This window comes from Bradyrhizobium sp. 155 (genome assembly GCF_023101105.1).
GTDB lineage: Bacteria > Pseudomonadota > Alphaproteobacteria > Rhizobiales > Xanthobacteraceae > Bradyrhizobium > Bradyrhizobium canariense_D.
On sequence record NZ_CP064704.1, the window covers coordinates 883,647 to 895,731 of the forward strand.

At 64.4% G+C, this 12,085-nt stretch carries 10 protein-coding genes; 3 read left to right on the forward strand and 7 right to left on the reverse strand.

Features of this window, described 5'->3' with window-relative positions; translation table 11 throughout:
• Positions 1 to 87: 87 nt before the first annotated feature.
• Positions 88 to 858, reverse strand: coding sequence for an alpha/beta fold hydrolase (locus IVA93_RS04265; RefSeq protein WP_018453337.1), 771 nt, complete (start codon positions 856 to 858; stop codon positions 88 to 90).
• A gap of 315 nt (positions 859 to 1,173) precedes the next feature.
• Positions 1,174 to 1,635, reverse strand: a complete 462-nt coding sequence (locus IVA93_RS04270) for an Hsp20 family protein (RefSeq protein ID WP_026232515.1) — start codon at positions 1,633 to 1,635, stop codon at positions 1,174 to 1,176.
• 219 nt (positions 1,636 to 1,854) lie between these two features.
• Between IVA93_RS04270 and IVA93_RS04275 the strand changes: the two genes are divergently transcribed.
• Positions 1,855 to 2,802, forward strand: a complete 948-nt coding sequence (locus tag IVA93_RS04275; protein WP_018453339.1) for an alpha/beta fold hydrolase — start codon at positions 1,855 to 1,857, stop codon at positions 2,800 to 2,802.
• A 79-nt stretch (positions 2,803 to 2,881) separates the two neighbouring features.
• Here IVA93_RS04275 and IVA93_RS04280 read toward each other — a convergent pair whose 3' ends face one another.
• Positions 2,882 to 5,647 carry a di-heme-cytochrome C peroxidase gene (locus IVA93_RS04280; RefSeq protein ID WP_247371519.1) on the reverse strand — a complete coding sequence of 922 codons (2,766 nt, stop codon included), beginning with the start codon at positions 5,645 to 5,647 and terminating at the stop codon, positions 2,882 to 2,884.
• Between the two features lie 174 nt (positions 5,648 to 5,821).
• On the reverse strand, positions 5,822 to 7,618 hold the full coding sequence (locus IVA93_RS04285) for an adenylate/guanylate cyclase domain-containing protein (protein WP_162496403.1): 1,797 nt from the start codon (positions 7,616 to 7,618) through the stop codon (positions 5,822 to 5,824).
• A gap of 245 nt (positions 7,619 to 7,863) precedes the next feature.
• On the opposite strand from IVA93_RS04285, the gene IVA93_RS04290 reads away from it, so the two are divergent.
• The gene (locus IVA93_RS04290; protein ID WP_018453342.1) at positions 7,864 to 8,496 is read left to right on the forward strand and encodes a LysE family translocator; all 633 of its coding nucleotides are present in this window, start codon (positions 7,864 to 7,866) and stop codon (positions 8,494 to 8,496) included.
• Between the two features lie 6 nt (positions 8,497 to 8,502).
• Here the strand turns inward: IVA93_RS04290 and IVA93_RS04295 are convergent, their stop codons facing one another.
• Positions 8,503 to 9,255 carry a sulfite exporter TauE/SafE family protein gene (locus IVA93_RS04295; RefSeq protein ID WP_018453343.1) on the reverse strand — a complete coding sequence of 251 codons (753 nt, stop codon included), beginning with the start codon at positions 9,253 to 9,255 and terminating at the stop codon, positions 8,503 to 8,505.
• Between the two features lie 89 nt (positions 9,256 to 9,344).
• On the opposite strand from IVA93_RS04295, the gene IVA93_RS04300 reads away from it, so the two are divergent.
• Positions 9,345 to 10,235, forward strand: coding sequence for a LysR substrate-binding domain-containing protein (locus tag IVA93_RS04300; RefSeq protein WP_018453344.1), 891 nt, complete (start codon positions 9,345 to 9,347; stop codon positions 10,233 to 10,235).
• A gap of 42 nt (positions 10,236 to 10,277) precedes the next feature.
• On the opposite strand, the gene IVA93_RS04305 is transcribed toward IVA93_RS04300, so the two are convergent.
• Entirely contained in the window at positions 10,278 to 11,243 is a 966-nt protein-coding gene (locus tag IVA93_RS04305) for a Bug family tripartite tricarboxylate transporter substrate binding protein (RefSeq protein WP_018453345.1), read from the reverse strand.
• Positions 11,244 to 11,260: 17 nt separating this feature from the next.
• Positions 11,261 to 12,043 carry a histidinol-phosphatase gene (gene hisN, locus IVA93_RS04310; RefSeq protein ID WP_018453346.1) on the reverse strand — a complete coding sequence of 261 codons (783 nt, stop codon included), beginning with the start codon at positions 12,041 to 12,043 and terminating at the stop codon, positions 11,261 to 11,263.
• Between the last annotated feature and the right edge of the window lie 42 nt (positions 12,044 to 12,085).

Below are 12,085 nucleotides of genomic sequence, written 5' to 3' on the forward strand. Positions count from 1 at the left end.
TTCGCCAGGACGAGGTTGGGGAGAGAGTTAGCGCAAACAGAAGGCGTCTCAGCACTCAGGCGCCTTCTGAACCATGACGAGCGCGGCTCAGCTCCGGCCATACCCCGCCGCTTCCAGGATCAAATTCGCCACCTCCTTCGGATGCGACACCAGCGACAGATGGCCGGCGTCGAGCTCGATCGTGGTTGCGTTCATGCGCTTGGCGAGGAAGCGTTCGAGATCGGGATTGATGGTGTAGTCGTTCTTCGACACCGCGTACCAGCTCGGCTTGGAATGCCATGCCGCCTCCGTGGTGCGACCGGCGAAGATCGAGGCGGCCGTCGGCCATTGCACGGCGTAGAGCTCCTTGGCCTGCTCCGGCTTAACGCCATTGGCGAAGTACTTCAGGAAGGCGTCTTCTGACAGCTTGGTGTAGCCGTCGCGCTCGACGACGCCGGCGCGTGCCGGTCCCGCCGGAAACTGCTTCGACAGCGCGACAAAATCCTCGTTGGCATCGGGCGCACGGGCGGCGACATAGACGAGGCCGGTGACCTTCGGGTCGGTGCCGACCTGGCTGATCACGGTGCCGCCCCAGGAATGCGCGACCAGCACGGTCGGACCATCCTGTTCGGCCAGCACGCGCTTGGTCGCCTCGACGGAATCCGCAAGCGACGACAACGGATTTTGCACGGCAGTTACGTTGAGCCCTGCGGCCTGGAGGATCGGGATCACTTCCGACCAGCTTGAGCCGTCGGCCCAGGCGCCGTGCACCAGCACAACGTTCTTGGCCTTTACGGTCTGCGGCGTCTGCGCGTGAGCGAGGCTGAGAGGGGCCGCCAGCAGGCTCGCGGCGACGAAAAGGCTGCGCCAGAAAGTCATGATTGTTCTCCGTCTTGTTTTTGGGTTCGATATCCAAAAGACGATGCGCGGGGCGGCGGTGTTACGCCATTTCACCGCTCTGTGATGCGGCGCAACAGTCCAGCACGGCCGTTCAGCAATCGGTGACGTCCCGGCGACGACCGAGACCATCCTCTCTGGTAAGGTATGGCAGATCCGTCGTTCGGTATTTCTTCCGTGCACGATTGATCGATCTCGCGGCAGGATTCCCCGGCTCTCGCCGGGACGAGGAGAGCCCAACAAAAAACGCCCCGGGGCACCGGGGCGTTTTCGCAACCTGGAAGCGGCCGACGTGATTTACGCGGCTACCGAGTTCTCGATCACCTGTGCGCCTTGCGCACCGGTGTTGATCGCGATGTGGCGGGGCTTCTTCGCTTCGGGAATCTCACGGACGAGGTCGACGTGAAGCAGCCCGTTCTCGAGCGAGGCGTTCTTCACCTGCACGAAGTCGGCAAGCTGGAAGGCGCGCTCGAAGGCACGCGCGGCGATGCCACGGTACAGCACTTCGGCCTTCGAGTTCTCGTTGGCGACTTTCTCGCCCTTAATCGTCAACGTGTTTTCCTTCGCGACGATGGAGAGCTCATCCTTGGCAAAGCCCGAAACCGCAACGGTGATGCGGTAGTCGTTCTCACCGGTACGCTCGATATTGTAGGGGGGATAACCGGGGCTGCCGTCCGAACCGGCCTGGTCGAGCAGGTTGAAGAGACGGTCGAAGCCGACGGTGGAACGGTAGAAGGGGGTCAGGTCGTAGGTACGCATGGTCAAGTCCTCCATTGAGCGACTGTTGAGTAACCCGCCCGCCAATCGGGCCGGGCTTTCGTCTGTGTGCAGCCTGATGTTCCGGTTCCGAAACACTGGTAGCGGCCTGCACCAAGGTGATATGGGTTCAGGGGAACGGCGTTCAAGAGGGCGGATACTCAGCCTTTTCGGCGCTCCCGCCCCTGATTTGCAGCTCTTCGTGCCCAAGCCCTCCCCATCATGACGCTGGTCTCGATACCGTCCAATCCCGTTCCCGAAGACGTCGTCAGCGGCACCATCAAGACCCCTGATGGCGTCGAGCTGCGCTTTGCGCGCTGGGCACCGCCGGCGAACCGCAAGGGCACGGTCTGCGTCTTCACCGGACGCAGCGAGCAGATCGAGAAGTATTTCGAGACCGTGCGCGACCTGCGCGACCGCGGTTTTGCGGTGGCGATGATCGACTGGCGCGGGCAGGGCCACTCCTCGCGCCGCCTGCGCGATCCGCGCAAGGGCTATGTCCGCGACTTCGCTGATTTCGAGATCGACGTCGAGACCTTCGTGCAGCAGGTGGTGCTGCCGGATTGCCCGCCGCCCTTCTTCGCGCTCGCCCACTCCATGGGCGGCACCGTGATGCTGCGGGTGGCGCATGCGGGCAAGCGCTGGTTCGACCGCATGGTGCTGTCTGCGCCGATGATCGACCTCCCCGGCCGCGCCACCTCGTTTCCGGCGCGGGCTCTGCTGAAGACGATGCGCGTGCTGGGGATGGGCGGCCGTTATGTCCCCGGCGGCAGCGACCAGATCACCGGGCTCAATCCCTTCATCAACAATCCGCTGACCAGCGACCCCGTGCGCTATGCGCGCAATGCCGCAATCCTGGAGGAGGATCCGACCCTCGGGCTCGCGTCACCGACGGTCGCCTGGGCCGATACCGCCTTCCGCGCGATGAACACCTTCAAGGGCAAAAACTACCCGTCCGAGATCCGTCAGCCGATCCTGATGCTGGCGGCCTCCAGCGACACCGTGGTCTCGATCGCGGCGATCGAGGAGTTCGCCTATCATTTGCGCGCAGGCTCCCATCTCGTGATCGCCGGTGCCAAGCACGAGATTCTCCAGGAGCAGGACCGCTACCGTTCCCAATTCTGGGCAGCCTTCGACGCCTTCGTGCCAGGCACGCCGCTGTTCAAGTGAGGGGAGGCGATGCTGCCCTGCGACCACACGCCGGCATGCCGGGACAAGCCCGGCCATGACGAGGAAGTAGCATCACCCACTACAGCGTCTTCAGATACTCGATCAGATCGTAGCGCTCGTTGTCGTCCTTGAACACGCGGCCGATGACACCGGGACGTTTTTCCTCGCCCGGCTTGCGCTCGAAGGAATGGCCGAGCACGCTGTTGCCCTGGATCGGATCCTTGTCCGACCCGGCCGAGAACTCGGTTTCACCCGTCTTGCACTTCTCGTTGGCGGTGACCGCAAAGCCGACGGTCACGGGATCATAGTCGCGGCGGCCCATGCAGAATTTTTGCGGGCGCTCGCTTGCAGGCTTCAGCAACCAGTAGAGAGAGGGCACCGAACCGTTGTGCAGATAGGGTGCCGTGGCCCAGACGCCGTTCAGCGGCCGTGCCCGATAGCGTGCTCCCCCCACCGGATTGAGGCAGTTCTTGCGCGCGAGATTCCACAATTTCGACCGCTCGGCGTCCGGAGTCTTCTCGTCGTCCATCCATTTGCGGGCGACGAGATCCACCACCGTCATCAACCCGAGCGCATAAACCATCTCGGTCGGCGAGCTTGCGGTCGAGACGTCGCATTGCCACCGTTTCTGGAGGTCGGCCGTATTCACCTTCAGGAAGCCGGGCAGATCGACGATCCTGTTGCTGAGCACGAGCGACTGTTCGGGATCCGTCTTGATCTCGTCGAGGGGGATCGTCACCGCGTTCAGCACCTTGCTGTCGCCGCTCGGCTCCCAATGTCCCGACGACCAGAAAGCCGGGGTGTCGATCGCCGGCAGATGGCATCCGGAGCACATCTCGGCGTAGATCTTGCGGCCATTGTCGACCTTCTTTTGATCGAGCCTCCAATTGTCGCCAAGGATCTGCGAGGGCCATTTCGGCGCCAGCAGGCCGCCGAACTTCGGGCCGGTGGAGGGATCTGCCGTCTTGAACGGGTCTGGCCCCCTGAGCATGTCCTCGATCCAGCCGAGCGTGTTGATATGAACCGAGGAGCGCCACAGCCTGTCCTCCGGGTAGGCGTCGGACAGGTTGAGCAGCGCCGTCACGCCGAGGGCTTCGCCGGCGTTGCGGATCAGCGGCTGCTCGATCGAGGCGTCGTACTGGGCGAACTTGAACCAGGGCACGGTCCAGATCGGGGGATAGCTGACCGGCGCGTCCTGGGCGTGCAGGTTCTTCTCGAATCCCTTGATCCCGCTCAGCGCGAGATCCTGCGAAAAAACTTGATTGCCGATGCGATTGAGAGCGTCGAGGCGACCGAACCCTTCCTCGGTGTCCTGCTGCTGCCTGCCGTTCCAGGTCTTCTTGCCTTCAATCGTCTTTTGCTGGGTTTGCGCCCAGTCGATCAGGAAGTTGCCGATCGCGCTGAGCTTCTGCTTGAGCGCGGCGCGGTCAGCCTTGCTGGCATCGGGGCCGAGCACGCGATCGGCGAAGCGCTGGAAGCGGAACGGCACGTAAAGCGTGTAGGCGATCGACAGGCCGGTGGAGACCTCGAGCTTCTTCAGGTCGGTCATGGCCGGGCCGCCGTCGAAACGCACGTCCACGCCCTGGTAGTGGATCTGGCCGGTATGGCAGGCCGCGCAGGTCAGCCCGATCTTGTCCTCTTCGCGACGGCCGGTCGCGGGATCGACGACACCGGTCATCCGTGCGAAGCCGACCGGCAGGCCGTCGACGTTCTCCGCCGGCGTCCACCTGGTCGACCAGTCCGGCACCTGTGTCGTCTCGTAGACATTGGCATAGCCGAAGCGGCGCAGTGACGTCGCGTCAGTCTGGATCGACTGCGGGCTCGGGATGAACCCGAAGCGCTCGAGATAGGTGCCGTCCGTCATCATGCCCGGCGCCGAGAACAGATGCAGGCGCGGCTGCTCCAGGGCCATGAACCATTCATAGGGCACCGGGAAGGTCGCTGTGCCCTGGCTGGCATGGTGAAACCAGTGCCTGTCCTTCAGCGACCAATTCTGTTCGAGCCAAAAGGCCGCCTTCGTCTCCGGGACCGTGGGCAAGGGTGGCGGCAGGAGATTCACGAGAATTCCCTTTTGCGGCAGCATGGCGCGCACCTGGTCGGGAAATTCGGCGACCGCAACGAGCAAGGCGAGACCGAGGGCGAGCAGCAGGGCCGCAACCTTGAGGGCGCCCCGCACCACACGCTGGCAGGTGGACAGCACCGGCTGCGATACCAGCCGCTGGTTGATGCGAGCAGGGAATTGCCGCTCGTTGAACAGAGTGCGCACGTCGGCCACGCTGAGATAGCGGTCCTCACCCGCGCCCTTGCCCATGATCTTCAGGAGGATCGGCCACTCGAACTTCATCAGCAGGGGGTAGTACCAGCGCGCGGCGCTGCCGGCGCGCTTGAGGTTGTCGCGCATGAAGACGCCGATTTCCGAGGCGTTGAGACCGGGCTCAGAGCCGCCGCCGTTCGGATCCCGGTAGTCCCGGCCGAAGCTCGCAAACCGCGCAAGCTCGTCCTCATCGACCTTGCCGTCGACGCCGAGGACGCGCGAGCCGGCACCGCGCTTGTCGAGAGGGCCGCCACGCAACGCGTCGAGCTGTGCGCCCGAAAATATGCTCTTCAGGATGTGACCGAGCCCGTTGGCGATAAGCGCAACGCCGCGGACCTGGATGCGGGCCGAGACCTTCTTCAGCCCGGTCTCGCCGCTCGCATTCGCGATCGTTTGCGACAGCGTGCCGAGCGGAACGGTTCTGCCGTCAACAAACCCCTCGCCGACGAGGCCGCGGAGGAATGGACAGGGATTGTTCGGGGAGACCTGGATCGAAGGGTCTAAGGAGGGCTTCGGAGCGGAGTCATGCATGGCCCAAATCCTGAAAACGGCGAATCGTGAAATACAGACGCGGCGATAGAGCGCGGAAAGTCCTGACAAACCGACAACACGTTATACTACTTCAGCGTGTAGCCGAGTGTGGCTGAATTCACTGTCGTGTCAATAAAGGCGGAGGGGACATTGCCGCGTGGCCGCGGCTGGCTCTCAGGATTCGGCGACGCGTTTGACGTCGCTCGAAACCAGGGTCAGTTTGCCGAGCGGCACGCCCGCATTCAAGAGTCCGGCGCGGTAATGGGCGAGGTCCTCGGGCCGCTTCCAGTGGAAATTGCGCAAATGGCGGTCGACATTGAGAGTCGGGTAGTTAGCCATGAGCACGCGGGTCGCCTCGACCGCCTCGTCGCCGCGTCCCAATTGCGCCAGCGCCGCGGCGCGGATTGCCAGCGCCTGCAAATGGTTCGGGTTGATGTAGAGCTGTTCTCGAGCCCATGACAGAGTCGCGTCATATTGGCCCAGCAGATAATGGCTGAAGGCGTTCAGTGCGGCCCATTGGTAGCGCGGATCGCTGTTGTCGCGCTGTGCGGCCATCGAGAACAGCTCGATCGCCTCGCGGTGCTCGCCGATGACGAAATGGCAGATGCCGAGCACGCCGCGCGCGCCGTTGTCGTAGGGGTTGAGCGCGACGGCGCGCTTGGCGGCGTCCATCGCGGCCTCGTAATGCCCCTCCAGCGCGTGGGTCCAGGACAGGATCGAGAACGCAAATGACGAGCGCGGATCGAGCCGAACGCTGGTTTCGGCAAGCTTCATCGCCTCGGCCCACATCTCGCGCGTGCCCTTGACCCAGCCGAACTGGATGCTCTGGATCTGAATCGTGGCGAGATAGGCGTGCGCAATCGACAGCTTGGGCTCGAGCCTGATGGCCTCCCGGAACAGGTCGACGGCGATGGCCAGGTCTTCCTTGGTTTGCCGATAATAGTGCGACAGTCCTTTGAGGAAGCGGTCCCAGGCGGTGACGTCGGTCGAGAGCCGCGCCGGCGCCGAGGCTTCGGCCCGGACGATCTCGGTGGCGATGGCGGCGGACAGGTTGGTGGTGATCTCGTCCTGCATCGCGAAGAGATCGCCGATGTCGCGGTCGTAGCGGCCAGTCCAGAGCTGCTCGCCGGTCTCCGGCGCGATCAGCTCTGCGGTCACGCGGATCTTGGCTCCGGCACGCCGCACCGAACCCTGGATCAGATAGGTGGCGTCGATCTCCCGCGCGATCAGGCGGGTGCTGGCGTTGTTGCCCTTGAACACGAACGTCGAGTTGCGGCTCAGCACGCGATAGAAGGATTGCAGCGACAGCGCGTGGATCAGATCCTCGGTCAGGCCGTCGGAGAAATACTCGTCCTGTGCGTCGCTGAGATTGGCGAAAGGGAGCACGCCGACGATCGCGGTGCGATACTGCTGCGAGAGGGCGGATGCCTCCCTCAGCGCGGGCGCAAGCGCCGGTGCACCTTCAGGCGTCCAGGTCCAGACCCCGATCGGATCCTTGATGTTCTTGAAGCGGTGGTTGCCGGCATCGACCAGCGGCACGGTGAGATGCTTGCTGGCCTCCTTGTAGGCCTTGGCCGAGATGGCGAAGCCGCCGGGGCTCGCCACGGCTTCGAGGCGGACGGCAATGTTGACATCGTCACCGAAGACCTCGTCCTCGTCGGCGATGACGTCACCCATATGGATCCCGAGGCGGAACTGCATGGCGCGATCGGCGGGCAGATGGTGATTGCGCTCCGCCATCAGGGTCTGCATCGCGATCGCGGCCTCGGTGGCGCCGACGATCGAGGGGAATTCCAGCAGGAAGCCGTCGCCGGTGTTTTTGACGACGCGGCCGCCGTGATTGAGGATGATGGGATGGATCGCGCTGCGATGGGCCTTGAAGGCGGCATGGGTGCCGGCCTCATCGGTGCCCATCATGCGCGAATAGCCGGCGACATCGGCGCAGACAATGGCAGCCAGACGTCTTTCCATATTCCGGAGCTCCAAGAGACTTGCAAGAGACTTGGAAGAGATCGAGGACCGGCCACGGCGTGGCAGTCGCCTCGAATCCCGCATTCAAAGAACCCGTTCCTTATAGAGCAGATGAGGCCGAGCGAAAGTATGATCCGCATTGCAAATTCGAGGTAAATCCTCGGCAATCCGGCAGTGGACGGGGACGAGCGAACGCACTAAGCCGACCTCTTGGGCTACGGTTGGGCGGCGGAGGCACGTCACACATGCTGGGCATTCACGAAATCTGGCTCTTCGTCCTGTCGGGCGTGCTGCTCAACATCACGCCGGGGCCTGATACGGTCTATGTGATCGGCCGCAGCATGCAGCTGGGCTGGCGAGGTGGCGCCGCGGCCGCGCTGGGCATCAGTTGCGGCTGCTTTTTCCATGTCGCGGGCGCGGCAATCGGCCTTTCGGCCCTGCTGATGGCCTCATCGACCGCGTTCTCGATCCTGAAGCTGGTCGGAGCGGCCTATCTCGTCGTGACCGGGCTTCAGATGCTGTGGTCGCGCCCGGTGCTGGCCTCGGCCATCGACGAGCCTGTGCAGAGCTCGCTGCGGCGGGTTTTCCTCCAGGGCGTCTTCACCAACGCGCTCAATCCCAAGGTCGCGCTGTTCTTCCTTGCCTTCCTGCCGCAATTCGTCGCAGCGGACTCGGCGCACAAGCCGCTCGCCTTCCTGATGCTGGGCCTGATCTTCATCTGCACGGGAACGCTGTGGTGCCTGGTGCTGGCGGCGTTCGCGGCAAGGGCCGCCCACCGCTTGCGGAGCTCCGAAGGCGCGGTCGCCTGGGTCAACCGTACCCTCGGCGGCCTCTTCATCTATCTCGGCATCCGCGTCGCCATGCTGGAGACGCGGTAACGTCCTTTACGCGAATTCCTTCAGCAGCGCGCTGCCGGCGAGATAGAGGCCGAGCAGGATCATCGCGATCAGGAACCAGCGGCGAAACGCTTCCGCCGGCATCCGCGCCCGCACCGTTTGGCCGATATACATGCCGGCAAACGCGCAGGCCATGCCCACGGCGCCCGGCACCGCGTTGGCCGGCGTCAGCAATCCCCCCGCGGTGAGATTGAAGGCGAGCGCCAGTGTCGCTGTCGTGAAAAACACGCCGAGCGCCTGCACCAGCTCGTCCTTCTCCATGCCGATCGCCTGCATGAACGGCATCGAGGGGATCACCTGCACGCCGGTCGAGGCCGAGATCACGCCGGTGACCACGCCGACCACGCCGCCGACCCATTTCTCGTTCTTTGGCGCAACATGAAACTGGAATTTGTTCAGCCCGATGATCGCGTAGATGACCAGGAGCACGCCGAGCACGATCGTGCCGTAGCGCGCATGCGGGCCGGTGAGCGCGCCGGCATTGAGCCAGCACCCGATCACGGTGCCGATCATCAGCGGCCACAGCCGCCTCAGGATATCGCGCAAATGGGGGCCGACGAAGGTCTGCCAGATGTTGGTGACGATGGCGGGGACGATCACGATGGCGATCGCGCGGCTCGGCGCCATGCTCACCGCGAGCAGGCCCATGGAGACAGTCGGCAGGCCGAGCCCGACCACGCCCTTGACGAATCCGGCGATCAGGAAAACGGCGGCGATGAGAATGAGGAGCGGGTCGATCATATCTGCACATTGACCGATGCAGCGCGCCGGCACAATCTGTAGCTTACGGAGAAAGCCTTCGTTTGGAACGAAGGCTGAAGGGACCCCCGATGCGCTTCGACCTCGTCGACCTCCAGCTGTTCATCGCGGTCGCCGACCAGCGCAGCATCACCCGCGGCGCGGAGCGGTCGCATCTGGCGCTGGCCTCAGCCAGCGCGCGCATCAAGGGGCTGGAGGATGCGCTCGGCGTCGCGCTGCTCAAGCGCGGGCGCCGCGGCGTTGAGTTGACCTCGGCCGGCGAGAGCCTGCTCGATCACGCCCGTCTCGTCATTCACCAGATCGACGCCATGCGCGGCGATCTCGCCGGCTTTGCCAGCGGCGTGCGCGCCAGCGTGCACTTCCTCGCCAATACCTCGGGGCTTTCGGAGCATCTGCCGAAGGCGCTCGCCGGCTTCCTGCGCGAGCATCGCGACGTTGCCATCGACATCGAGGAGCGCGAGAGCACCGACATCGCGGCCGCGATCACTGCGGGCGCGGCCGATCTCGGCTTCGCCGCCGAGCACGCGCTGCCCGATCATATCGAGCGATTCGCCTTCAGCGAGGATCGCCTGACGCTGGTGACGTCTAGGCGCGGCCCGTTCGCCGGCCGCCGCGCGATCGATTTCCAGGAGGCGGGCGCTTGCGACTTCGTCGGGCTGACCAGCGCCACCGCGCTTCAGGTGCATATTTCGAAGCACGCCGCCCGGCTCGGCATGCGGCCGCATTACCGCGCACGCTTGCGCGACTTCGATGCGATCTGCCAGATGGTCGCCGCCGATGTCGGCGTCGCGCTGGTGCCCGAAGCCGCGGCCCGCCGCTGCGCAAAACTGATGCCGCTCGCCATGGTCCGCCTGCGCGATAGCTGGGCCAACCGCAAACTCGTGATCTGCGCGCGAAGCTTCAAGACACTACCGCGCCCGGCGAAGATGCTGGTGGAGCATTTGCGGTCTGCGGCGGTGTGAGTTCTGGGATTTCCCCTCCCTTTAGAAGAGGTTAAGACGCAGCTACTTCGCCGTCTCCACGCCAGCGTCCTTGATCACCTTCGCCCATTTCTTCGTCTCGTCCGCGATGAATGTGCGAAAATGCTCCGGCTCATCGCCGACCAGCGTCGCGCCCTGGGCAGCGAGCTTTTCCTTCACCGCCGGATCCGCCATCGCCTTCGTGGCCAGATCATGTAGCGCGGTGACGATCTCCTTCGGCGTGCCCTTCGGCGCGACCATGCCGTACCAGTTCTCGATGCGCAGATCCGCAAAGCCCGCTTCCGCGGTGGTCGGCACGTCAGGCGCCGTCGGCGAACGCTCGGCGGAGCCGACCGCGATCGGTCGCAGGGCGCCCGCCTTGACCTGCGGCAGCAGCACGGGGAGGTCCAGGAACGTCATCTGCACCTGCTGGCCCAGCAGATCGTTCACGGCGGGCGCCGCGCCGCGATAGGGCACGTGCACGATGTCGATCTTGGCCGTCAGCTTGAACAATTCACCGGCGAGATGCGGCAGGCTGCCGGGTCCGGAGGAGGCGAAGTTGAGTTTTCCCGGCTGCGCCTTGGCGAGCGCGATCAATTCCGCGATGTCCTTTGCGGGGACGTTGGTGGCGACCACCAACATTTCCGGCACGGTTGCGACCAACGTCACGGGCGTGAGGTCGTTGAGCGTATCGTAGGCGACCCTTTCCATGCTCGGGCTGATCGCCAGCGCGCCGGCGCTGGAGATCGCGATGGTGTAGCCGTCAGGTGCAGCCTTGGAGACGGCATCGGTGCCGAGCACGCCACCCTGGCCGCCGCGATTGTCGATCAGCACCGGCTGCCCTGACAGTTCCGACATGCGCTGGCCGATCACCCGCGCGATGATATCGTTGGGGCCGCCGGCCGGAAACGGCACGATCAGCTTGATCGGCTTGGCCGGGAAATTCTGGGCGGAGGCGAGCGTCGGAAAAAGAAGCAAGGCCGCGAGAAGGAGCGTACGCCGGTTGGTCATGCAGGCTCCTAGATCGCCTAGCCGTTGAGCAGTTTCAGTGCTTCTTCGTGAACCCTGGCGTCGCCGGCCGCGACGATGCGGCCGCCGCCCTGGGCCGGCTTGCCTTCCCAGGTGGTGACGACGCCGCCGGCACCGGTCACGATCGGGATCAGGGCTGCGATGTCGTAAGGCTTCAGCTCGGTCTCGACCACGAGATCGACGTGACCTGCCGCCAGCATGCAATAGGAGTAGCAGTCGCCGCCATAGCGCGACAGCCGCGCGCCCGTTTCGATGCGGCCGAAGATGGCGCGGTCGCGCTCGCTCATCAGCAGCGGGCTGGTGGTGTAGGTCGTCGCCTCCGACAGCAAGGCGCAGCGCCGGACCTGGAGCCGGCGCTCGCCGGACGGGCCTTTATAATGAGCCGAGCCGCTGTCGCCGGAAAAGCGTTCGCCGATGAAGGGCTGGTGCATCATGCCGTAGACCGGCGTGCCCTTGTGCAGGAGCGCGATCAGCGTGCCCCAGATCGGAAAGCCGCCGATGAAGGATTTGGTGCCGTCGATGGGGTCGAGCACCCAGACATAATCCGAATCCTCGCGCTCGTTGCCGAATTCCTCGCCGACGATGCCGTGCTGGGGAAAGTTGGCCTTGATCAGACGCCGCATCACCGCCTCCGCGGCGCGATCGGCCTCGGTCACGGGGTCGAAATCCTTGGTCTTGCTCTTGTCCTCGATCGACAGCGAGGTGCGGAAGAACGGTAGGATGGTTTCGCCGGAGGCGGTGGCGAGCCGTCCGATGAAGGCGGAGAAATCGATCACCGTCACGGCGTATCCTCAAAAAAGCGAAAGTCGGGTGAAGCTCACTCC